21 protein-coding genes are annotated in these 23,124 nt (G+C 54.7%); 14 read left to right on the forward strand and 7 right to left on the reverse strand.

Annotated elements, in window-relative coordinates; all coding sequences use genetic code 11:
- Positions 1-58: 58 nt before the first annotated feature.
- Positions 59-1,075, forward strand: coding sequence for an AraC family transcriptional regulator (locus tag ACQYWX_RS24505; protein ID WP_431686676.1), 1,017 nt, complete (start codon positions 59-61; stop codon positions 1,073-1,075).
- 14 nt (positions 1,076-1,089) lie between these two features.
- Here the strand turns inward: ACQYWX_RS24505 and ACQYWX_RS24510 are convergent, their stop codons facing one another.
- Positions 1,090-1,416 (reverse strand): DUF3301 domain-containing protein, encoded by a 327-nt coding sequence (locus ACQYWX_RS24510; RefSeq protein WP_431686677.1) that lies wholly within the window; start codon positions 1,414-1,416, stop codon positions 1,090-1,092.
- A gap of 134 nt (positions 1,417-1,550) precedes the next feature.
- Positions 1,551-1,994 (reverse strand): GNAT family N-acetyltransferase, encoded by a 444-nt coding sequence (locus ACQYWX_RS24515; protein ID WP_431686678.1) that lies wholly within the window; start codon positions 1,992-1,994, stop codon positions 1,551-1,553.
- 388 nt (positions 1,995-2,382) lie between these two features.
- Here ACQYWX_RS24515 and ACQYWX_RS24520 point away from each other — a divergent pair, with 388 nt between their 5' ends.
- The 10 genes from ACQYWX_RS24520 (at position 2,383) to ACQYWX_RS24565 (ending at position 14,941) form a co-directional block, all read left to right on the forward strand.
- Positions 2,383-2,592, forward strand: a complete 210-nt coding sequence (locus ACQYWX_RS24520) for a cold-shock protein (protein ID WP_279505890.1) — start codon at positions 2,383-2,385, stop codon at positions 2,590-2,592.
- Between the two features lie 320 nt (positions 2,593-2,912).
- Complete coding sequence (gene rnr / locus ACQYWX_RS24525; protein WP_431686679.1) at positions 2,913-5,327, forward strand: ribonuclease R; 2,415 nt, start codon at positions 2,913-2,915, stop codon at positions 5,325-5,327.
- A gap of 71 nt (positions 5,328-5,398) precedes the next feature.
- The gene (locus ACQYWX_RS24530; RefSeq protein WP_431686680.1) at positions 5,399-6,214 is read left to right on the forward strand and encodes an arylamine N-acetyltransferase family protein; all 816 of its coding nucleotides are present in this window, start codon (positions 5,399-5,401) and stop codon (positions 6,212-6,214) included.
- A gap of 75 nt (positions 6,215-6,289) precedes the next feature.
- Complete coding sequence (locus ACQYWX_RS24535; RefSeq protein WP_216736991.1) at positions 6,290-7,207, forward strand: DMT family transporter; 918 nt, start codon at positions 6,290-6,292, stop codon at positions 7,205-7,207.
- A gap of 20 nt (positions 7,208-7,227) precedes the next feature.
- Positions 7,228-7,824 carry a Crp/Fnr family transcriptional regulator gene (locus ACQYWX_RS24540; protein ID WP_431686681.1) on the forward strand — a complete coding sequence of 199 codons (597 nt, stop codon included), beginning with the start codon at positions 7,228-7,230 and terminating at the stop codon, positions 7,822-7,824.
- Between the two features lie 160 nt (positions 7,825-7,984).
- A complete protein-coding gene (gene ada, locus ACQYWX_RS24545; protein WP_431686682.1) occupies positions 7,985-9,046 on the forward strand; it encodes a bifunctional DNA-binding transcriptional regulator/O6-methylguanine-DNA methyltransferase Ada in 1,062 nt (353 codons plus the stop codon).
- A 2-nt stretch (positions 9,047-9,048) separates the two neighbouring features.
- A complete protein-coding gene (locus ACQYWX_RS24550; protein ID WP_431686683.1) occupies positions 9,049-9,801 on the forward strand; it encodes a 2OG-Fe(II) oxygenase in 753 nt (250 codons plus the stop codon).
- Between the two features lie 59 nt (positions 9,802-9,860).
- A complete protein-coding gene (locus ACQYWX_RS24555; protein ID WP_431686684.1) occupies positions 9,861-10,328 on the forward strand; it encodes a hypothetical protein in 468 nt (155 codons plus the stop codon).
- Positions 10,329-10,716: 388 nt separating this feature from the next.
- A complete protein-coding gene (locus tag ACQYWX_RS24560) occupies positions 10,717-14,154 on the forward strand; it encodes a hypothetical protein (RefSeq protein ID WP_431686685.1) in 3,438 nt (1,145 codons plus the stop codon).
- Positions 14,155-14,266: 112 nt separating this feature from the next.
- Positions 14,267-14,941, forward strand: coding sequence for a hypothetical protein (locus tag ACQYWX_RS24565; protein ID WP_431686686.1), 675 nt, complete (start codon positions 14,267-14,269; stop codon positions 14,939-14,941).
- 56 nt (positions 14,942-14,997) lie between these two features.
- Here the strand turns inward: ACQYWX_RS24565 and ACQYWX_RS24570 are convergent, their stop codons facing one another.
- Positions 14,998-17,004 carry a calcineurin-like phosphoesterase C-terminal domain-containing protein gene (locus ACQYWX_RS24570; protein WP_431686687.1) on the reverse strand — a complete coding sequence of 669 codons (2,007 nt, stop codon included), beginning with the start codon at positions 17,002-17,004 and terminating at the stop codon, positions 14,998-15,000.
- A gap of 198 nt (positions 17,005-17,202) precedes the next feature.
- On the opposite strand from ACQYWX_RS24570, the gene ACQYWX_RS24575 reads away from it, so the two are divergent.
- Positions 17,203-17,529 carry a hypothetical protein gene (locus ACQYWX_RS24575; RefSeq protein ID WP_431686688.1) on the forward strand — a complete coding sequence of 109 codons (327 nt, stop codon included), beginning with the start codon at positions 17,203-17,205 and terminating at the stop codon, positions 17,527-17,529.
- A gap of 15 nt (positions 17,530-17,544) precedes the next feature.
- Here the strand turns inward: ACQYWX_RS24575 and ACQYWX_RS24580 are convergent, their stop codons facing one another.
- Complete coding sequence (locus tag ACQYWX_RS24580) at positions 17,545-18,195, reverse strand: DUF3885 domain-containing protein (RefSeq protein WP_431686689.1); 651 nt, start codon at positions 18,193-18,195, stop codon at positions 17,545-17,547.
- 232 nt (positions 18,196-18,427) lie between these two features.
- Here ACQYWX_RS24580 and ACQYWX_RS24585 point away from each other — a divergent pair, with 232 nt between their 5' ends.
- Positions 18,428-19,771, forward strand: a complete 1,344-nt coding sequence (locus ACQYWX_RS24585) for a diguanylate cyclase (protein WP_431686690.1) — start codon at positions 18,428-18,430, stop codon at positions 19,769-19,771.
- A 47-nt stretch (positions 19,772-19,818) separates the two neighbouring features.
- On the opposite strand, the gene ACQYWX_RS24590 is transcribed toward ACQYWX_RS24585, so the two are convergent.
- The 3 genes from ACQYWX_RS24590 to ACQYWX_RS24600 form a co-directional block, all read right to left on the reverse strand.
- The gene (locus tag ACQYWX_RS24590) at positions 19,819-21,696 is read right to left on the reverse strand and encodes a hypothetical protein (protein ID WP_431686691.1); all 1,878 of its coding nucleotides are present in this window, start codon (positions 21,694-21,696) and stop codon (positions 19,819-19,821) included.
- 148 nt (positions 21,697-21,844) lie between these two features.
- Positions 21,845-22,240, reverse strand: coding sequence for a hypothetical protein (locus tag ACQYWX_RS24595; RefSeq protein ID WP_431686692.1), 396 nt, complete (start codon positions 22,238-22,240; stop codon positions 21,845-21,847).
- A gap of 24 nt (positions 22,241-22,264) precedes the next feature.
- Positions 22,265-22,420 (reverse strand): hypothetical protein, encoded by a 156-nt coding sequence (locus ACQYWX_RS24600; RefSeq protein ID WP_431686693.1) that lies wholly within the window; start codon positions 22,418-22,420, stop codon positions 22,265-22,267.
- 494 nt (positions 22,421-22,914) lie between these two features.
- Here ACQYWX_RS24600 and ACQYWX_RS24605 point away from each other — a divergent pair, with 494 nt between their 5' ends.
- Positions 22,915-23,121: a hypothetical protein gene (locus ACQYWX_RS24605; RefSeq protein ID WP_431686694.1), complete on the forward strand. Its 207-nt coding sequence runs from the start codon at positions 22,915-22,917 to the stop codon at positions 23,119-23,121.
- Positions 23,122-23,124 lie beyond the last annotated feature (3 nt).

A 23,124-nucleotide genomic window follows, 5' to 3' on the forward strand; every position in this document is an offset into this window, starting at 1 on the left:
TTCGCCTGCGAACGCAAAAAATACAAACTCGTTCCAACATGCAGCTTAAAGACGCGCCATGATTATTCGAGACAGTCAGATTTCCGCCGCCTATCTCCGCGGCCTGGTAGATTATCTCATTCTGAAACGACAGGATGCGTCTTTATTTCTAAATCCTTTCCAGATTTCCGCAGCGGCCATTGGCGAACCGCAGCAACGTCTTCCGACCCGATTATTCGGCGCCATGCTGGAGGCCGCAGGGGCGCTGCTGCATGACGCAAACATCGGGCTGCACGTCGGCGAGCAGATCAAACCCGGGCAGTACGGCGTACTCGGACTCAGCGTCATGAACTGTAAAACCCTGCGGGAAGCAATCGTAAGGCATGAGCGCTACGAACGACTGGTATGTGATGTCGGACACACCACTTACCGACTCGATGGCGATGAAGTGATTCTGAGCTGGGACAGTTGTTCGCCGGACCTGTCGCGGCATATCGCGGAAGAGAATATCGCCAGCTGGACCACTTTCGCCCGCTGGATAACCGGCGCGGATGTGTCCCCCACGCTCATCCGCTTTCAACATTCGCGGCCTCAGGATATTCAGGAGCACGAACGTCTTTTCCGTTGCCCCCTGCAATTCTCCTGCGACAGCATTGAAGTGCGCTTTCCCGTCGCCTATCTGGATCTTCCCTTACGCCAACATGACCCTGCCATGCTGGCCCTGCTGGACGAATACGCCGACCGCCTGCTGTTGCAGCTCAACCCGGAGGCGGACTTCAGAGATAAAGTGAAAGCGGCGCTGACGGATCTGCTACAGGCTGGCGACATCAGTCTGAAAAAAACGGCGCAGACGTTGGGGCTTTCTGAAAGGGCTTTGCAACGCCGGCTACAGGAAGAGGGGCGCAGTTATCAGCAGATTTTGGATGACACCCGTCGGGAATTGGCGCTCAGGCAAATCAGTGATAAGCGTCTGGATCTGTCGGAAATCACCTTCTTTCTCGGGTTCGCGGATCAGAGCGCGTTTCAGCGGGCGTTCAAGCGGTGGACCGGGCGAACGCCGGGGCAATATCGTCGCGAACTGGAACCTGTAAGCTAACTATTCGCAGGGGGCTAATGATAGCTGATGCGATGCGCATCCAGACGCACATCCTTGACCCAGCGCCCCATAGTGTCCACTTCGCCGTTGTAGCGCTCTTCCCCGGTTGAGGAAAACTCAAACGTATAGGTTCGCGCCAGCCGCATAGAGCCCCGCGCATCCCGCCGCAAACCCAGCTTACGCAGGGCCACGCTGCCGTCGAGAAATTGCAGATCAAGCTCCTGACATTGACGCCTCGCAGCGCCAAGAGCGATCTCCCGAACCTTTAGCGCCTCCCACCATCCCCAGAGCGCGATGGCGCAAAGCGTCAGCCAGAACAGGTCGATCAATTGCAGATTCATAGGGTTTCCATCTTTACTATGGAGATAGCTTTCATCATAACGATTTTGCCGCAGGGGACGCTAATCACCCGCAGCGCATCTGACTATTTTTACGCAGTTGAAGTAACGACGCAGATCACTTTTGTGGGGGCGACTCAGGCGTAGGTCAAGTGCATCAACAGATATTCGCCTGTCGGCAACTCGACACCGCGCTCGATTTCGCGCCAGCCGCGATGACGATAAAAAGCTACTGCAGGCTCATTTTGGGCGGCGACTTTCAGTTGCAATGGCGAGGCATATCGCTGACGGCAAAACTCCAGCAGCGCCGTACCGACGCCCTTGTTTTTGAAAGGCTTGTCTACATACAGGTTATGAATGAAGCTCTCCGGCTTCCAGATAGAGATAAATCCCACCGCCACGCCCTCGTGATCGGCGACATACACCTCTTCGTCCCGAACGCTACCCAAAAAGTCATGGATTGAAAACATATCAGCCTCAATCCAGAAAAACGTCTCCTTGCGCGACTCAAAAAATATCCTGCTCAAATCAGGCGTGTCCGCCGCCGTTGCAGCGCGGATAACCAGCTCATTCAGCTTCATCTGATACCAATCACTCAGTCCTTTTTAAACCGTCAACATGGTTCCAGAGCCCACCTGCGAATGCAATGTCGGATTGAGCGCTCCCGCGTAACGGCCCTCGGACTCGCCATTGGATCGCTCGCAACCTGTTCTAATCAAAGCACATACCTTAAACCTGGGGCGAACGCATCCGGCGTTAGAAATATTTTTTAATAAATTATTTATTGACAACCACAAACAAAGCTATAGACTCACGAAAAGGTAGAAAGTAAGCCTATAGTTTTATTTAACACTCCGCTCGATGTTTTATTCATAATCTTCGTCCTGTAGTTTTAAATTCCAGTCTTGTTTTTCCACTTTAAAAACCGCCCGCAAGGCAATTTTTATTCATTTTTTTCAGGAAATTTTTATGTCCGAAACAGTTAAAGGCACTGTTAAATGGTTCAATGAAACTAAAGGTTTTGGTTTTATTCAACAAGAGTCCGGCCCAGACGTATTCGCGCACTTCAGCGCTATCACTGGCAACGGATTCAAAACCCTGACCGAAGGTCAGCAGGTTGAGTTCACTATCGCCAAAGGACCAAAAGGTCCACAGGCTGAGAACATTGTCTGCTTATAAGCGGCAGTGATCAGAGCTATCAAAAATACTATTTTTGTTAGCCCTTTTTCTCAGTGCGAGACCGGGGCGGATATATCGCCGCCTCGGCCGCATGAGTCTAAATCATAATTTGATACGCCTTAATCCGCACAAAGCTTTACGGCATCTCGCCATCGCCTTCCGCACATGTACCTTTATAAGCGCCAGCCGCTTATTTCTTAACAAATTAAAGCATTACCAGCCAATATATCTTGTCGAGTTTTATCTGAACTACACTGAAGCCTCTCTTCATATATCATCCAGAGCAAGTTATCGGCTGTCTTTTCCAAAGAGGAAACACCATGAGCACAGCCTCAATAACTGCAATTAGCGCCCAAGACGCGCAAAAATACGAAAATCCGATTCCCAACCGCGAGTACATTCTCAGTGTGCTTAGCCAGCAGGGCGGACGTCTTAACCGTGAACAACTGGCTGAACGCCTCAAGCTGAGCAGCGATCAGGACCTGGAAGCGCTCAGACGTCGCCTGCGTGCGATGGAGCGTGACGGACAGATCCTTTTCGATCGCGGAGATTACACGCCAATCAACCCGAATGAGCTAATTTCCGGTCGCGTAATAGGCCGCCGTGAAGGACACGGTTTTCTGGCTCGGGATGAAGGGGGCGAAGATCTGGTTCTGGGTAAAAGCCAAATGCGCAAAGCGATGGACGGCGATCGCGTGCAGGTTCGCATCAGTGGCGTCGATCACCGTGGCCGACAGGAAGCCCAGATCGTCAACGTACTGGAGCGCAACACCACGCAGTTGGTGGGTCGCCTGAAAACCGAATCCGGCGTTCATACGCTGATTCCAGATAACGACCGCATCTGTAACGAGATCATCGTTACGCCGGAAAGCATCGGCGACGCCGTTGACGGACAGTATGTAGTGGTAAGCATCTCCAAGTACGCCCGAAACCGTTCGCCAATGCTGACGGACGTGATTGAAGTGCTAGGCGACGCCATGGCTCCGGGCATGGAGATCGATGTCGCCCTCCGTAATCACGACATTCCCTTTATCTGGCCCCAAGACGCCATTCAGGCGGCGAAGCGACTGGGGTCAACAGTCTCAGAAGAAGACAAACTGCACCGGTATGATCTGCGCAGCGTTCCCCTGGTCACCATCGATGGCGAAGACTCCATGGACTTTGACGACGCGCTCTTCTGCCAGCCGCGCAGCAATGGCGGATGGCGTTTATTTGTCGCTATCGCGGACGTCTCTCACTACGTAACGCCGGGCAGCCCGTTGGACCAGGAAGCGCAGAAACGCGGCACATCCGTTTACTTTCCCGGTCGCGTAGAGCCCATGTTGCCGGAAGCGCTGTCCAATGGATTGTGCTCGCTGAATCCTAATGTGGATCGTCTGGCCATGGTCTGCGAAATGTTCATCGACGCAGCGGGCAATCTCGGCAAGTACCAGTTCTATGAAGGCATTATGCGCTCTCACGCCCGTCTGACCTACACTGAGGTGGGCGCGCTGCTGGAGCAGCCGGAATCCCGACTTGGCCAACAGGTGCAACAGCGCTACAGCGACCTGGTTCCTCACCTGCAGGCGTTGCATCAGTTGTACGGCGCGTTGCGAGAGGCCCGCAGCAAACGCGGCGCAATTGATTTCGAAACCACGGAAAGCAAGTTTCAATTCGACGCTCAGCGCAAGATCCGCCGCATTGATCCAGTTGTGCGTAACGATGCTCACAAGCTGGTGGAAGAATGCATGCTGTGCGCCAATGTCGCGACGGCGCGCTTCCTGCAGAAGCTCAAGCTTCCCGCACTGTATCGGGTTCACCAAGGACCGTTGCAGAAAAAGCTGGAAAGCCTGCGCGCTTTCCTTGGCGAATTGGGATTGTCCCTGGGCGGCGGCAAACGGCCCACGGCTACGCACTATCGTCGTCTGTTGAACAGCATCAGCGAACGTCCGGATGCGGAAGTCATCCAGTCCATTATGTTGAGATCGCTCAGTCAGGCTGAGTACAGTCCGGACAACCAGGGGCATTTCGGGCTGGCGTATACCGCGTACTCTCATTTCACATCGCCGATACGGCGTTATCCCGATCTATTGACGCATCGCGCCATTCGTTCGGTGATCCGGGGCGATGAAAGCGGCGGTAAGCTCAAGCGTGCTCTCAAGTCGATTACTGGACTGGGCGTCGATCCCGTGCGCCGCGTCGACAGCGCCGCCTCTTTGTCGCCATCGCAAAGTTATCCCTACAGCCTGGAGGACATGGTGAAGCTGGGGGAGCAATGTTCTCTCGCATCCCGTCGGGCGGATATGGCCAGTTGGGATGTTGAAGCCTGGCTGAAGTGCGAATACATGCAGGACCGTATTGGCGACGCCTTCGCCGGAACCATCTGCGGAGTGACTAACTTCGGTCTGTTCGTTGAGCTGAAAGGCGTAATGGTTGAAGGTTTGATTCATATCTCTGCGCTACAGGGCGACTATTATCAATTCGACGCCGCCAAACAGCGTTTGATCGGCGAACGCAGTAAAAAGAGCTATGGGCTTGGAGACGCGCTTCAGGTCAAAGTAGTTCGTGTCGACCTGGAACAGCGCAAAATCGAGCTTGAACTGGATAGCCATGAGCAAGCGCCAGGAAACGGGAAAAGCGCCGCCGGCAAAAGACGACGCCCTCATGACAAAACTTCCGGCCGCCGCCCGGGAAAATCGAAATCCGCCAGCCGCTACGGGAAAAAGAAATCTGCGGTGGGAGAAAGCGTCCACTAAACCCAGGTTAATTACTTAGCGCAGAATTCAGGATAGGCTGACGGAAAATTGATTGAAGAAGGATAAATTCAATGACTTTGACCGAAATCGCCAACGCCTATTTTACTGACCTGGACGTTAACCCGAGTCGTCCAGTCCTGGAAATAATCCGCGATATGCAGAGCCGGCATATCGCCAAGCACAGCTTTAATAATCTGGCGGTGGCGCTGTCACAGGACATCCAGATCGACAGTGAGTCTGTGTTCAACAAAATCGTGCGCCAGGGCTTCGGCGGCTATTGCTTCGAACACAATAAACTGACCTTCGACGCCCTTTCCGCACAGGGTTTGGATGTCCGCATCCTGCTGGCCCGAGTGGTCTACAACACCGACAACGATGTCCCCCGCACCCACCGCATCACGTTGCTCACGCTGGATGAAGGCCAGTACATTGTCGACACAGGCTTTGGACACTTCGGCGCGCGCTTTCCCATCAAACTCGAAGAAGGTCTGGAGCAGGATCTGGGAGACGCCATCTATCGCATCGTCAAAAATGCGCGGGGAGATTATTGCTACCAGATTCTGAAGGAAGGCGAGTTTTTTACCCTCTACACCTTTGATCTGGGACGCTATACCGAAGCGGACTGCCTGACTGGGCATTTTTATTCTCACAAGCATCCCAACGCCGCATTCCTGCACAACCTGGTGGTGTGCCGCAAGTACTTCAACGACGTGCAATCATTGCGCAACGGCGAACTGCATCGTATGCGCAACGGCGAAACCACCATTGAGCCGGTCGCCGACGTCGAGACGCTGCACCGCCACCTGACGCAAACCTTTGAGTTGAGCGTGGACGCCGCCGTTTCAGAATTCCTGTTCAATAAATTTATCGCAGAAAAGTCCGCTTAAACGCGGACGCTCCTCGCGCGGCGCGCGAACCTTTCGTTTTTACCCTGATTTTATTCCTTAAAGTGGATTCGACTTATGCACGCGCTCACGAAAGATACGCTGACGCTGTTGCTATGGGTGGCGTTAATGGCGTCCTCCTTTGTGGTATCAGCCGACCTTCCTCAATACGCCAGCCCCATCGCCGGTACGGAGCTGCGTTTTATTCTGGCGACCTTACTGCTGGCGCCGCTGGCGCTGTCCCGTTACGCCCTGTTCAGCGACCTTGGCCTGCTCATGCGCTATGGTTTGATCAGCCTGTTCCTGGTGCTGTTCTTTATCGGGTTGTTTGAAGCGCTGAAAACCACGACTGCCCTGAATACCTCCGTGATCTATACCCTGGTTCCGTTGATGAGCGTGGCGATCAGCCGCATATTTCTGGGCGCCGGCGTCAACGGCGTTATGTTATGCGGATTCGTCCTCGGCGCCGGCGGCGCGCTCTGGGTTTTGCTCGCCACTCATGGAAGCAGCGCGGAAACGCTCGCCTGGAACGATGGCGACGCGCTATTCCTGCTCGCCTGCGCCAGTCTCGCGCTGCACGTCACGCTCGTCAAAAAGTGGGGCTCCAATACGCCCCCCATTCAAGGGGCGTTTTACATCATGCTGATGGGCGCGGTCCTGATGGCGCCAATTACGATTGTCGCCGGCGATATTGAACAGGTCGCCTGGGGTGAGTTCGATTTCTGGCGGGTGCTGTTATATTTGACCCTGTTCGCCACGATCGCCACTTTTTATCTGCAGCAGCATCTGGTGCAGAAAGTCGGCCCGAACCGCCTGCTGGCGTTCAGTTATCTCATCCCTACATTCGTCGCCATCGGACAGGGTTTCATGCAAGGCCCAGGGCTGTGGTACAGTCTGCCCGGCGTGGCTCTGACGCTGCTCGCCCTGCTGCTGATCTCCGGCGCCTGGTCGCCAGCGGCGCGTAAGCCCCATGTTAGCGACGCACCGGCAAATTGATGTAGAGATGAGGGGACACGATGAATCAGCGGGAAATCGAACGGAGTTTCCTGAATTTTCTCAAGCAATCATTCCACCTGATTGACGCCGTCGACCTGACGGATTTGGATCTGCAGGGCGAAGTGCATTGCTACCGCAAGGGCGACCTGCTGATTCAGCAAGGTCGACCCGCCCCCAAGCTTTACTATTTCGCCAAAGGTTTCGCCCGCTATGTCTGCGTCTCCCCTGAAGGCAAAGAGTTTACTCAGTCCTTCGCCTGCTCGCCCAATATCGCCGGCTCCACCCGCGCCATGGTGCTCAATGCGCCAGCGTTATTCAGCATAGAAGCGCTGGACGACGTACTTTGTCTGGAGTTCGACTGGAGTCATTTCAGCCAGAGCCTGCAACGTCATCCTGGGCTGCTCGCCACCTACACCAAAATGCTGGAAGCTCTGTTCATTGGCAAAGAAGAACGTATCTATGGCTTTGTACAACTGACGGCGGAGCAACGCTATCTCAACTTCCTGGAACAAAATCCTCAACTGAGCAACAAAATTCCCCTGCAATACATCGCCTCCTATATCGGCATCACCCCTGTAGCGCTCAGCCGCATCCGCAAAAAACTCCGCCTCGACTGAACACCTAACTACCCTCGACGGCTCCCTGGTAGATGGAGGGACAGGCGGAAGGGTGAACAGATGGACGACTCGAATTTGAAAGCAATCCCCAGAGTGCGAGCAAAGTCGTCCATTGCTAAATTCTCCGCCATCAGGTAGACCTTAACCAAGGAGCGCCACCATGAACGCATCAACCAAAGCCATCGCCACAGAAAATGATCCCCGCTGGCGCGCGCTGCTGGAGCGCGACGCCCAGGCGGACGGCAGTTTCTATTACTCAGTGAAGACCACCGGCGTTTATTGTCGTCCGTCCTGCGCCGCCAGGACGCCGCGCCCGGAGAACGTATGCTTTTACGATAGCCGCGAAGAAGCGGAGCAGGCGGGATATCGCCCTTGTCGGCGCTGTCGCCCTGACGCTCCGCCTCTGGCCGCGCAGCAGGCGGAGAAAATCGCTGCGGCCTGCCGATTGATCGCTGACTCAGAAACCTTCCCCAGTCTGGATGAACTGGCTCAAAGCGTAGGCATGAGCAAGTTTCACTTCCATCGCCTGTTCAAACAGATCACCGGCCTCACTCCGCGCGGCTACGCCGCCTCACAACGTCAGCAACGCCTCAACAGCGCCCTGAAGAATGCAGAGACGGTGACGGATGCCATCTATGACGCCGGGTACAGTTCCAATGGGCATTTTTATGGGGAATCGGATCACTTTCTCGGCATGACGCCAAGCGACTATCGTCGGGGCGGAACCAACGCGGAAATCCGTTTCGCGGTGGGCGAGTGCGCCCTGGGCGCCATCCTGGTCGCGCAAAGCGCTCGGGGCGTCTGCGCTATTTCACTGGGGGACGAACCTGAAGCCCTTGTGCATGAATTGCAGGATCGCTTTCCCAAAGCGCAACTGATTGGCGACGACGCTGACTTCGAACGCCTGATCGCCAAGGTCGTGGGATTTGTGGAAGCGCCTCAGATCGGGCTCGACCTTCCCCTTGACGTGCGCGGCACCGCCTTTCAACAGCGCGTGTGGCGCGCTTTACAAGAGATTCCCTCAGGCGCGACGGCGAGTTACGCCGATATCGCCCAGCGCATCGGCTCCCCCAAATCCGTGCGCGCGGTGGCGCAGGCTTGCGCCGCCAACCTGCTGGCCGTGGCCATTCCCTGCCATCGCGTAGTGCGCAGCGACGGCGCGCTCTCGGGCTATCGCTGGGGCGTCGAGCGCAAGCAGGCGCTGCTGGAGCGGGAGACGTAGGAATGAACGGTTTTACTGGCGCCGCTGTAATGCAAACACCCGCTACGAGCCTGTCCACGCGTTTGAGCGGCTACGATTGGGAACAAGCGGGTCATGAGTTAACGACCCGCGGCGCAACCATACTGGGCGGATTGCTGAGCAAGCAGGAGTGCGCGGCATTGATCTCCCTGTATGACGAAGCGGAACTCTATCGCAGCAAAGTGATCATGGCGCGTCATGGCTTCGGGCTGGGCGAATACCAATACTTCCGTTATCCCCTGCCCCATCTGGTCTCAGAGTTGCGGGCGCAGGCTTACCCCTATCTTGCGCCCGTGGCGAACCAATGGAACGCCGCCATGAATCTGGACATCCGCTACCCCGAAGCGCATCAGGACTTTATCACACGCTGCCACAACGATGGGCAGACGCGCCCGACGCCATTGATCCTTCAATATCAGGAAGGCGACTACAATTGCCTGCACCAGGATTTATATGGCGAACATGTCTTCCCCCTGCAACTGGCGGTGTTGCTGTCCGCGCCAGAGCGCGACTTTAGCGGCGGTGAATTTGTGCTGACAGAACAGCGGCCGCGCATGCAGTCCCGCGCGGAAGTGGTTCCACTACGGCAGGGCGATGGGGTAATCTTCGCAGTGCATCATCGCCCTGTACGAGGCGTCCGAGGCGTGTATCGCGTCACCATGCGCCATGGCGTCAGCCGGGTGCGCTCAGGCAGGCGCTATACGCTGGGAGTGATTTTTCATGACGCCAAGGGTTAAATTTCTCAGCAAGATCCAGGTCTGACAAACGGCCGCAATTGACATTGATGGACTTATTCATGACAGCAGAGCACAGCGACAAGCAGTTCCATATCCAACCCGGCGTTGGCATCGGCGATTTGATATTCGGCCTTGGCAGAGAAGACGTGGAAAAATTGCTGGGCGCGCCGGATAAAGAGCATGTCAACGACTACAACGACGTCTTCCTGCATTATCACGAAAAACAACTGGCGCTGAGGTTTGACCATGACAGCGATCTCCGCCTGTCGTGGATTGAGTGTCACAACCCCAAGGCGGTTTTGTTTGGACAAACACTGATCGGAGAACCCCAGGGAGAGGTCCTCACAGTGATCCAAAATCATCATGCAGGAAAGTCTGAAGTCGATGAATTTCTGTCGTTCGAAAGTCATACCTATTACGATATCTGGACAGAATTTCAATTCACTTTAGGCCGTCTTACCAACATTAACTTCGGCTATGTGTTTGACGAGGACCATGAGCCCATCTGGCCTGAGCGCAGTAGTTAAACTGCGCTTCCCACTTAACCTCCGCCTGTTCTTCTAAACGCTCGCAGCGACCTGATTTGGACGCGTCGAAAAAATTAGCAGTCGCCTTCACGCCGGCCAAAGATAGGCTTGCAGGGATATGCAGGCCATTCTTTCTTTGATGGGATCTTTCCCAGCCTCCGATTTTCCAGACAGTCCCGTCAGGTTACTTTACAACCAGCCCTGATCAACCTCGCCGAAAAGCTGACAATTACTCGATTTATAAAGCCCATAGCCCTGACTGGCTTAAGACTTGCTGGTTGTCACAGTTCATCACATTAGCAGTGGAAGTACGTGATTATAAAAGTCAGGGCGCCACTCGCTGTATCCAGGCGCTGCTCCGATAAGATCTACCAAGGAGAAGGGATATATGGTGGACAAAAAGCGCACGATCTCCTTCCTGTATATTGCAGCTCATGTCTTTGTATTTCTGATTGGCTGTCTGTTAATTCAGACATCCTTCGCACAAGAAGATGGCGACGTCTGGCCCACGCTGAACGGGCTTGTCGCTCCCTCGATGCTATTGACCCGCAGCTCACCGTTCGATCCTCCGGACACTGACAGTTTCGTCGCGGACGATGGCCCCGGTCTGGATACGGGATGTACGTTCAATACCAGCCCTGAACACCCGCTCATGATTGACGTCATGATTGACGTTTCCGTCGGGCCGGTGGACGGGGACGGCTACTTGATCGATCCCGCTCCCCTCATCGCCCAGGGAATCATTCCCGCCACCGTGGACATCATTCTGCCCGCCTTCGATGTGGACTATAACGGCTCACCGCCGCCGGAACGCGATGAAGTTGTCTTCAACGGAACCAGTCTAGGCCTGTTGACCGGCGACAACAATGTCTGGAAGCTGAACACCTTCACGGTAGGCATTGAGAACATTAAGTTTCCCGCGCCGCCTGCGCCCGGAACGCCTCCCGCTCCTCGCGCCAACCGCGTCCAGGTCAACATCGACACGCTCAGCACCGGCCGCTGGTGCACCGCCGTCGATTGGGTGGCGCTGATTCTCCCGGTGGAGCCGAAAGTTGCGCTAACGCTGGAGCCCACTATCTCCAACCCCGTACGCGTCAATGACCTCGCCTCTAATGACTTGATTGACGTGATCTACCAGCAAACCAGCGACGCCAGCTGCAACCTGACGGAAGTGATCGGGCCGAAAGACGACTATCCTTTCTCCGGGCCAGCGGAATCCGGATGGTTCGGCTCTGGCGAGGTCAAGATACGCACCCGTCTGGACGCCTGTCCCACAGGCAGCCTGCCCTCGGATGCGGAAGTCGAAGCCTCCTGGACAATTGTCGGCACGTCGTTGCACGGCACGGAAGTCTGGTCTGGGCCGGAGGGCGACATGACGCTCACCATGCCGGACGTCATCGGCAGTTATGACGTCGAGTTTGAATACAAAGTGGATGGCGACGCTCTGCCCACCATCACCCGCAAACTCTACGTCACCAAAACCACGCCGATCACGGCTGGCGCGCCCCGCATTTCCTGGTACGAGCACGCCACTGACTGGGCCAGTGGTTTGATTGATGAAGGCGACGTGCTGGAGCATCTGCTCAGCGGCGGCTACGCCTATGGTGGCTTGAACTGGCGTTACGGTTACAGCTTCGGCGCCGCCGTCAAATGCAATTGGACCCAACTCAGCGCCGACCCCATTACCTGTGACTACTCCGACTGCTATGTATTCAGCGATGTGTTTGAAAACATGGCGGCCACGCTTGGAATCGGCGGACTCAGCGCGGTGCGCACTGACGGGCGCGGCAATGGCTTCGTCACCACCGGCGCGCCATCGCTTGATCCCGCCTTTACCGGCAGCGCCCGCCCCTTCGCCGGCGGTCCCTATGACAAGTATGAATTCTCCAGTCACAGCCTACGCAGTCGCGGCTTTTTCTTTCCCGATTATTACGACGCCACCTTCAACGGCATTTACGCCGCCGTGGATGAATTCATCCTCTGGAACCATAACGGCGCGGTCGACTATGACGCCGACGGCGGTTATCTGGAAACCTTCGAAGGCGCCAAGGTGTATCCGGTTCCCGGCGCCCACTCTTACGATTCATGGGGGGATTACAAATACAAAGCGCCGGCGCCACTGGCCTTGCTCGCCTCAGTCAACAACGATCAGGGAGTGATGATGATAGAGCCTGACCTCAGTATCCCCGGCGATGTCGACTACGTGACGCCGGACTCCAACAGCGACGGGGCGTATGAAGCCTTGATCGCCAATGTGCGTGTGGACGTCAATCGCACAGGCGTCTATCTGGTGATGGCGACCTTGCGTAAAAACGGCGAAGTGGTCGCCAATATTCCTGAGTTTGAGTCGATGACATTCACCCAGGACACCGTCGGCGACGACCCAGGGCAGTACACCGCCAAGCTGAAGTTTTCCGGCGAGCAGATCCTGCGGTCCGGCAAAGACGGCCCTTATGAGGTCAAGGTGATCGCGTTCGCCGAAGGCTCAACGCCGGTGCAAGCTGTGCTGACGACGCCCGCGTATGTTCACGGCCAGTTTGGCGAGAAAGGCTCGCACCTGACGGATATCTCTGACGCCGCCGTGGATACTGACGGCGACTCCCGCTATGACTATCTGGAAGCCGTGGTGCAGGCGAAAGTCTCCAAGGAAGGCGAGTACATGCTGCAGGGCGTTTTGATGAAGGCGGGCAAAACGGTCGCCAACGCGACGGAACGCTTCCCTCTCGCCAATGGCCCTCACAGCCTGACCCTGCGCTTCCCCGGCTCCACCATTTTCCGCTCCGGCGAGGACGGCCCATATGAGTTGGTGGTGGGCCTGTTCAATGCCGATGGAGAACGTCAGGCGGATATTGGCGCGATGACTCAGGCGTATCACCATGGCGAGTTCGAAGGACTGCTGGACGTCACCGGCGCCTTTTCCGATCAGGGCGTGGACACCAATGGCAACGGACTGTTCGAGCAACTGAAAATCCAGTTCAGCGCAGACCTGAGAGCTGCCGGAACCTTCATGACGTCCGCCGCGTTGCGCAACGCATCCGGTCCTTTGGCGGTATATATGGATGAGATCAAGACCTTCAACCACGGCGAACAAACCGTCACGCTGACCTTCTCCGGTCCTGAAATCAACCAGTTGGAGTTAGATGGGCCCTATTTCGTCAGAGTAACGCTGCGTCACCCCGATACGCTGGAGATTATCGACCAGGTCGCGATCAGCGATGCGACTGCGCCTTATAGCCACAGCGACTTTGAGCCGATATCAACCCCCGGCGCTATCGTGTTGACCGGCGCCTCCAGCGACGCCGGTGTCGATAACAACGGCAACGGGCTTTTTGACTTGCTTCGCGTCAAGGTTGGCGTCTCTCTCGCCAAGTCCGACGTCTATACCTGGAGTGCAAGGCTGCTGGACGTTAAGGGTAATGAGATCGGCTTCCACGCCAAAACCGGCGCGCTCAATAAGGGAGATTCGGAAATTGAGTTCAATTTCGCCGGACTTCCCATCGGCCAAAACGGCATTGCCGGCCCTTACTACGTGCGAGGCTTGCTGATGTATGGCTCCAGCGGCGGCAATCTGGTGGCGAGCAGCGTGGCGACGACCAAAGGCTACGCCGCCAGCGAATTTGAGGGCTTTGTCGGCCCGGTCAAAGGCGATGTTGATGGCGACGGCGACGTGGATCGGGATGATCTGAACGTCGTGGTGTCCGCCCGTAACACGCCAGCTACTGGCAGTGATGACCCCAGGGATCTGGATGGCGACGGCATGATCACCAGTCTGGACGCCCGCCAGCTGCGGCTGCTGTGCACCCGGCCGTACTGCGCGACGCAGTGAGCGCCGTCGCCCTGTCGTTTTGACGTTTATATTCACTCACAAGCACTAACTGGAAACCGGAGCGACGGCGCAAGCCGCCCGCTCCGGCCTCAACCCCACAGGGAGAACTTCTATGTCCACCTCTCGGTTGTTGTCTATCGCACATGTGTTGAAAAGCGTTCTGGCGTCGCTTCTATTAACTTTCGGCATAGCGGTGTTTTGCGGCATGCAGGCCCAGGCCGCAGTCATTACCGTTCTGCCTTCCACCTCCACAGTACTGCCAGGCCAGCTGTTTACTGTCGATATTTCCATCAGCGGTCTGGCGCCCGGCGGCGCGCCGTCGTTATCCACCTTTGACCTCAATTTAAGCTTTGATCCCGGCGCCGTCGCCATCGACGCTACCGATGCGGACGGCAATGGCGTGATAGACAGCGTCGCGCTGGACCCCGGCGGTCAGTTGGATGTTCTGGGGCTTGGGCTGAACCCCATGTCCGCCGAACTTCTCGCGCCCGGGGAACTGAACCTGTTCGATCTGTCTCTGGATATTCCTGCGGATCTGGACGCCCATCAGGACAATTCCTTTCTGCTCGCGTCTCTCAGTTTCACCGCCCTGTCGTCGGGATTCAGCTATTTTTCCGTGGTCGTCAACTCACTGGGAAATTCTCTCGGCAATCCTATTGCAGCGACCGTCAATAACGGCGGCGTGACGATCGTGGCGGAGCCCGCTCTATTGCAGAGTCTGTTTATCGGCGGTCTGATGTGGATCGGTATGGCGGGGTTGCGTAAACGAGGCGCACAGGTCGTATAAAGGCCAACCTGACGCACGCCACTGCCGGAGTCCAACCCCGGCAGTGGCATGTAAATCTACTCAAATACTTCCTTGCGGAAATACGGCGCCGGCCGCTCGTTCATCACTTCAAAGGCTTTTACGCTGGTGAAGACCTGACCGTAGCCGTCACGTACGTTGACCTTTAATATGTGCGCGCCTTGCTCCAGGTCCGACGGTATAGTGAGCGCCCAAATATGATTAGAGGATTCCGTCCACATGGACGCGCCGGAGGGTTGCGGATCAGCGACTCCAAAACGGGAACCGCTAAACAGCTCAAACCCCTGCGCCCGCTCCTCTCCTGACTCGCTCTTGGCGGCGTAGCGATACACATACATCTGCTTCTTCAGGGCGAAAGGATCGAGACTGCTGCTCTTGCCTTCACCGGTTCCACTCTGAGTGCGTACTGCTTCAACCGGAGAACGATCATCGATCTGCGTCCACACCTGCGTATCTTTCGAGCCGTTCCACACATTGATAATTGCACTGACGCCGCCAGTAAAATCAGCGTCGGTCAAAATGCTGGTGTCCGGTAAATCATTAAGATTCAAGGGCGGCGTCGGCGAACGGGAACCCTCGGGCGTCAGCGCCCACTCTTTCAGAGATTGATACCAGTTCATAAAGGTCGGCGACAAAAAGTCCACGGACATTTGCTCCTGTGGTCCTTTGCCGGCGGCTTTAAAGGTACTGGTGAATTGCGAGCCCTTAAATTCGAAGAGCATATATCCGCGGGGCGCTCCCATACGCTGGATGGACATAGGCAGGTTGTTATCGTCAAAGTCGCCGGACCACCATGAGCCCGCCGTAGCGCCGGTAATAATGTGCGGGATCGGCGTGGGCCCCGCCCCAACCGCGTCATCCCATCCCTGATAGAACTCGCCGGCGACGATGTTTTCCAGGTTATGCGTATGCCCCGCGAGCGCCAGTGCGGGACGCCCCTGCAACAGTTCATACAGCCAGGCGACGTTATCCGTCTGATGCTTGGTGGAGCCCATATCCGAGAACGACACCAACGGAATATGCATGTTCAGCACGATCAACTTATGTTCCGACGTCGCGGCGATATCATTGGCCAGCCATTCCACCTGCGCTTCGTCAATGACGCCGTTATAGGTGGGAGCAGTCGCCGGATTGTCGCAATAGTTGTGCTTGCCGTCAGTGTTGTCCGACTCCGGCGTGCAGGGATAGCGCACATTATCCAGCACGACAAAATGCACGTCGCCGACTTCAAAGGAGTAGTAGGCAGGGCCCCACTCGCGCTTGAACGTATCCAGGCTGTGCTTATCGCTGGTGGCGTCATTGTCGATATCATGGTTGCCCGGCGTCAAATAGACCGGCACGCCAGCTACGCTCATCGTCTTCTTCAGACGGGGATACAGACCCAGATCATCGCCAATGATGTCGCCTTCAATCATCACCAGTTCCAGATCCTCCCTCGCCGCCAGCTCTGCGGCCAGAGAGTCGCGAACGTAACCAACTTCGTTGTTGGAATAGGGCTGCGTGTCGCCGGATACAGCAATTTTGAAATGTTTCTTATAAGGGCCCCGCACCATGGGGAAATTCACCGCCTTCGGCTGTGGTCCGCTGGCTGGCAACCCGCCAAAGCGCAGTTCCGGCGAACCGTTGGGAATATGGTGATAGGAAAACTGCGGGACGTTGTCTTCGTTGACTGGCAATTCGAAACCGGCCGGCTTGGTGACGAACAGAGTGAATGCATTCAGGCCGCGGGATTTCGCGGGTAATTTGTAATACCCACGATGATCAGTCAGCGCTACATCATATCCGTTGGACACCCGCACGCGCGGCAATCCGCGCTCGCCACGGTCCAGCTTGCCGTTACGGTTACGATCTTCAAAAACCCGACCTTCCGCAAATTCCCGTGTGACCTCACCGTTGTCAGAGGGAATCACTTCCACTCCGCCACGATACAATTCCGGGCGTACGCCCAACCCGTTGAAAGCGTCCGCTGATGGCGTCGGCGCCGCATCAGCCAGCCCGGCGAACGCCGCGCTCACGCCTATAATGAATGGGGTTATGGTTTTCACAATGCCTCCTTTTGTTGCATGAATTCCTTTGTCTTGAGCTAAGGAGTGTACATCGTAAAAGTGCAAAGTGACGTTATAAGGTCATGTTTGTAAAAGTTATTTTGCAGGGATCAAATTAATGGTGGATGGGCTGGACGATAGCCCGATTGCGTGCTTCAGCAAGCAGGTTAAGACGCTGGTTAGAGGATATCTCGACTTATGAGCAAGTCTGGCTTTCTGTCTCAACTGTTCAGGGAAATCATCATCCCCCTCGCCATCGTAGCGGCGTTGATCGGCGCCGTTATCGCCCTGCGATGGGGACTGGAGCATCCAATCCAGACATTTTGCGAGGACCTCCCGCAAGGCGCGTTAATAGAGACCGTCATTCAGGAAGCCGAGTCCAAGGGATTCATTGTGATGCGCGACGGAGCCGCGTCAGACAGAGTAAGCATCCTGAATCATCAAGCGCCTTTCTTCCGGGTGACCTGTCAGTGTGAGTTTTCGGATGGAGGGCTGCAAACCAAGCGACTATTGCAGGCGGATTAGCGCTTAAGCGTGTGGCTACTCATTCAGGAACAGAGCGTCGATTCCCGGCCTATCATGATCCAGAATCCAATCGTTACAGCGAACGTATACCTCCTTCAGAGCGCTTCGATTTGTCGCAATGACATCCAGGCCACGGTCATCGTACAAATGAAGGATTATTCCCTTAGTTCGGTTCACGAAGTAACAGCGTCCACACAACGATGGCTTCCGCTGAGGAAAGTCCGTGTTCACAATGGATAAAAACAGGTTTGCGTAGTTCACTTCTCTGGAGATTGCTCCGGTCACATACGCGATTTTCCGATATTGGCCTCTACCGCCATCCACCTTTCTCGATGCAAAGGTTACATGCTTGCGCGCCGAATCATTTATCTGCCGTAAAACATAACTCTTCATTTTTATTTTACGGCGACGATGGCCAACGATTTCATATACAACGTCCACGTCGTCGGATTCTGAAAAGGCCGCATTACAGATAGATATCGCTCGTAGTAGAGCATTTTCAAAATAAAGGGTATTCAAAACGCCGTTTTCAAAATCGCGCCAGACACCGGCTTCCGGCGACCCGATCTCGAACCGGACTCCAACAGGCCACCTGTAAAACAAGGGCGGCGCCAACTCGAGCCCCTTGAAGTTATTTTGAAGATAGCGGCACACTGAGTTTTCCATTTTCTCTCTCTTTCAAACCTTTTCTTACTTCACCGATCTTCGGGGACATAGAAAAAATTCACATCAGACAGCCCTTAATCTTTAAGCGTCACTGCTAAATCAGCAGGGCCCTGGCTGGCCTTATACTTTTTGGCCATACCTGAGCAGCGTTATCACGCTGGGCTATAATAAGTAGGAACACCTATTCAAGAAAGGCTACAATAATTCACCACGTCCACTTGTTGAGAGCGCCGTGACCTCATTAAAAGCAAAACTCGTTTTGGCCCTGATTTCCACCAGTCTGCTAGTCGTGATTATCATCGCCATTATGACGCCCATTATGGTGGAGCACGAATTCGTCGAGCATGCCAAGGACGCGCATTATGGGCGCTTTCAAGCCGCCATTGAACGCTACATTCGGGAGAACAATTCCTGGGACACGGAAAAAGACGCGTTGCGTTTCGCCATTGCGGAGGAGAATAACCGCAAGTTGCATCGTACGCCTCGCAATCCTCCGCCAATGAGACCGCAAGGACAGGGGGACGCGCCCTATTTCTCCGGGCTGCCCCCGCCGATGCAACGCCCTGACGCCAATGCATCGGATGAACGCCCCTTCGCCTTCGTACTGACCGACACCCAGGGCCATATCCTGCATGGAGGCAAGGATTATAAAATTGGTCAGAAGCTCACAGAAGAGGAGCTGTCAGGCGCCGATTCTCTGTGGTTGAAAGGCCGCCTTGTGGCCTATGCGCTTTCCAGCGGCGAACCAGATCTGTCGGCAGCCGATCTCGCCTATTTGCATACGCTGAGGGAAACGCTATTCTTCTCCGCATTAGGCGCCATCGTATTCATCATTCCATTTGGGATCTGGGAAGGAAGTCGTCTCGTGCGCACGCTTAACCATCTGACATCCGCGGTAAACCGCATGGCGGAGGGCGACTTCAAGCAGCAGGTGCCGGTCAAATCCGAAGACGAAGTCGGCGCTCTGGCGAAGGCGTTCAACCTGATGAACACCCAGTTGCACGAGGCTTACAAGAACCTGGAGGACTCTCGCAACAAAGTCGCGAAACAGGCGGAACAGCTAAGAGAACTCAGTATCCGCGATGAACTCACCGGGCTTTATAATCGCCGCTTTTTCAATGAAGAAGTCAAAGTGCTTCACGCCAACGCGTTACGCTACGGCAACGGCTTTTGTCTGGTGCTGGGAGACATCGACTTCTTCAAACGCATCAATGACGGTTATTCCCATGTCATTGGCGACGAAGTGCTGAAACAGGTGTCGAAAATCCTCATGAACAGCATTCGCAACAGCGACATCGTAGCCCGATACGGCGGTGAGGAAATGGTGTTAGCGCTGCCCAACACCTCCCCTAAAGCCGCGATGGAAATGATGGAGCGAATCCGCAAAGCCATTGAGCAGCACCCATGGGAGCAGACCGCCGATGGCTTGACCGTCACCATGAGCTTCGGCATCTGTGATGAAACCAACGGCGAACACTTTGAACACATGTTGGCCGTGGCGGATGAGTTGCTATATAAGGCCAAGAACAATGGTCGCAACCAGGTTTGCAGCCTGAGCTGCTCCCAGGTTCATTAAAGAGACATCAACCAGGCCGCCGTAGATGGCGGCCTTTCGCCTGACGGCTAATGCGAATCGTCCCGTTGCGATTCCTGTCTGAGATAGCCAGCCGCCTCTTCATCATGAGCCAGCGTTTGCTGGGCGGGGATAGCCCGGGTTTGCTGATTAAGCTGATGAATCTGCGACGCGTTGCCTAGATCTCTTGCGCTGGTGATCGCGGCGATGGACTCCCTGTCTTTCAAGAACGCCACCACGTCATGTTTAATCTCCTGCAACTGCTCATCATCCCGATGCATCTCCAGAATATGTCTGGGATGCTCCAGGTTTCTCATACCAGTGGCGGCGAAAGTGGTCGAAACGATGCGCGAGACGATCACCCATGGCGTAATGCTGCAGCGCACCAGGGTATTCTCCGAACGTGTGCTGTCGTGAATGCCAGTTCCAGTGGAAATTTTCGACTCAGTAAAAGTGCCTTCGCACTTGAAGTAGACCAGCAGCGATTCAAACTGGATTTCAGCGAAAAACAAATGCGCCGCACCACTGAGCAATTTGGCGAAAGACTTGAGCAGAAAGCCGATCAAAAACATATGCGCACAACTCATCAGCAGCCCCGCCCACTCTTCAAAACGCGGCGTGCCCCATATTTCTTTCAATGAAGAGATGCCCGACTGCGCAGTAAAGGCATATAGATCCACCAACGCATACGCCAGCATCAACGTGTACACAGTCGCTGCGATAAACAGGATATTTCCCGCCAACAACGCCGCTACTCGCAGCTTTTTGAAGAGCTCACCCAGTTCCAGGGCTCTGACCTTAGGCTGCACTTCCTGAATCATTTCTCCTTTGAAGCCGCCTTTGCCATCCACCTGCTCGTCCAGTTTTGGGTCAAGTTCACGGTATACGCGGTTCGGGACCTCTTTGTAACGGCGATTGGCCATGACAAGGTTATCGAGATTGATGAAAATTTCCTTGGGATGAACCGACTCCTGCCAGTTCTCCCGCAGCTCGGACACTTCGGCGACAGGCTCAGCGCTACTCAGGCGCCGCTTCAACATCAGCAATACGATCACACTGCAGGCAGCGGCGAACAGCAATGCGCCGACAATATAAAGCCCTGCGTGCAGGTCAGGCAGTTGCGCCAGCCAACCTTCAACGTCCGTCCGCGAGATCTTCCACTGTGACATGGCCCAGGACAACGCCAGACCGACGATCAATGGAATAATGAACGAGAGCGCAATTACCTTGGCGAGAGAGCCGCCGCCCAGCGATTCAACCTGCTTCTCCGCTTTGCGGTCCAAAGGTTTTCCTGCAGCTCGCCAGGTAAACAACAAATAGGCCATCAATAACGCCGTATACACGGGAAAGGCCAACTCTCCCGCCTCTCCCGCAAAACCGGCGAGAGACACAAATGCGACAAACGCGTAGGCGACCAGCATCACTGCGGTATTCACCCAGGCGCCAAACAGACGCTGCGACATATTCCTGACCGGATACGGCATAAATAGCAACTTGGGAACAAGGCTGTGAATCAGACGCGCCAGCAAGCCTTTCGGCTCCACAAAGGTGATGTTCTTGCGCCCCATCAGCATTTCTTCCAGCTGCCGATGGTCATATCCCACGTAGGTCCGTTCTTCCTGCGCCGTACTGGCCTGGGATTTACTCTGATTTACCGCCAGCGAGGTAGGGTGATTACGCCCGACAAAATAACGCAGCATCGCATAGACGCCCGAAGATAAGGCGATGACGCCCATACTCAGAACGAGCACGCCAAAGGCCATCAGAATCCAGCCTGAAGCGGCGTCGCCTTTGACCACGCTCGCCGCCGTCACAAGAAGATAAAGAGCGACCAAAACCTGAATCGCGCCTCTGCCCGCCGTCACAGCGCCTTCGAGTTTGAAAGGATTTTTCAGCCCCAGGTCGATGGAGCCATAATCAAATGCCATTCGTTAATCCTTAAGTCAGGGATGTAGTAAGAGGTGTAGTGGGTTTTTGTTGTATTAATTCGCCCTATTATATTCCGAGCCCAGGCGCTTTGGATAAACAAAAATCGTCCACCCAATAACGCGCGCCAGCACAGGGAAAACAACGCCGCTAGGCGACGTCGGGAAAGACAATGGTCGGATAAGCCTGCGACAGGACACTGATACAGTCGTTTTCGCCAATGATCAGATACTCCTGCAACGCTTCATGATGCTGCGACACGAATCCCGACCGCTGCGATTCCTGCTCCAACCAGCCGCCGGCGTGAATCCTGAACGCCCATCCCTGCTTTGAAGTGAGGCTTCCCCAGAACTCCAGCAGATCTCCCTCATCCAGCACTCTGAATCCCGTAGGGCGTTCAAAAGTCATGCTGATCCGGCCATCCAGCGTCGGCGACGCCAAATCAACCCGTAAACACTGCAAATCATAGTGAACGCCAACGATTTCCAGTCCCTCGCCATGCTCACTTTCAATGACGTCAAAAATGACCTTTTTATCTTTATCCACACTCACATCCATACTCATAAATGACTAGTAATTGGCTCCATCAATCTCCCGCACAGGAATAGCTGCAAGCACATCCAAAGGAGCCATGTTCATATTAACCGCCACGACCTTCTCCGGGCATTTAGGCGTCGTGACATAGTGGGTGACGCATCCGCAGAGATTGCAGCGATGGAACTTCACTTCCCTGTCTCCCCATATATAAAAGACAGATTTTTCTTTCTCATATGTAATCTTTACTTCTTCAGGGGAATAGTATCCCCATAAAGCGGCATACCTGCGACAAATAGAACAATTGCACTTACCAACTCCGGCCGGCGGATTTTCAATTGATAGCCTGACGTTCCCACAGTGACAAGTTAACTGCATTTCATAGATCCTTTATAGAGCCTAGTCGAACCCTGGTTAGGCGGAAGCCTTTAACAAAATAAAATGGACAACCTCTACTCATAATAAGGAGACAATCTGTCGCCGCCCTTACATAATCGAGTATGTTTTAGCCGAATTTCATCCCCTAAGATGCTGATTAACGTTTACTCCATCAAATCGTACTCCTGCATTTTGGAAAACGCATCATCTATTGCCTGTAGCTAAAAGAGAACACATAATTGCTCTGTAATACGAGCAGATCTACTACCTATGCAGATCATTAAAGCAGGACTCAAAAGACGCTAGAGATGAGCTGGACCGAAGAACTGTATAGAGAAGTATTAAAAGCAACTCCAAAAATTCAGCTAGCGGGCGTAGATGCTGGAAAAATTCAAGATTTTGAAGCTCTAACCAACTTATCATTACCTCTTAAATACAAAGAATTTTTGCTTTCCATGGGGGAAAGTGATCATCGCCTTCTTGCCAGAACTAGGGAACCTCTGAATAACCCATAGTTA

The sequence above is a fragment of the Hahella sp. NBU794 genome, from assembly GCF_050749805.1.
GTDB lineage: Bacteria > Pseudomonadota > Gammaproteobacteria > Pseudomonadales > Oleiphilaceae > Hahella.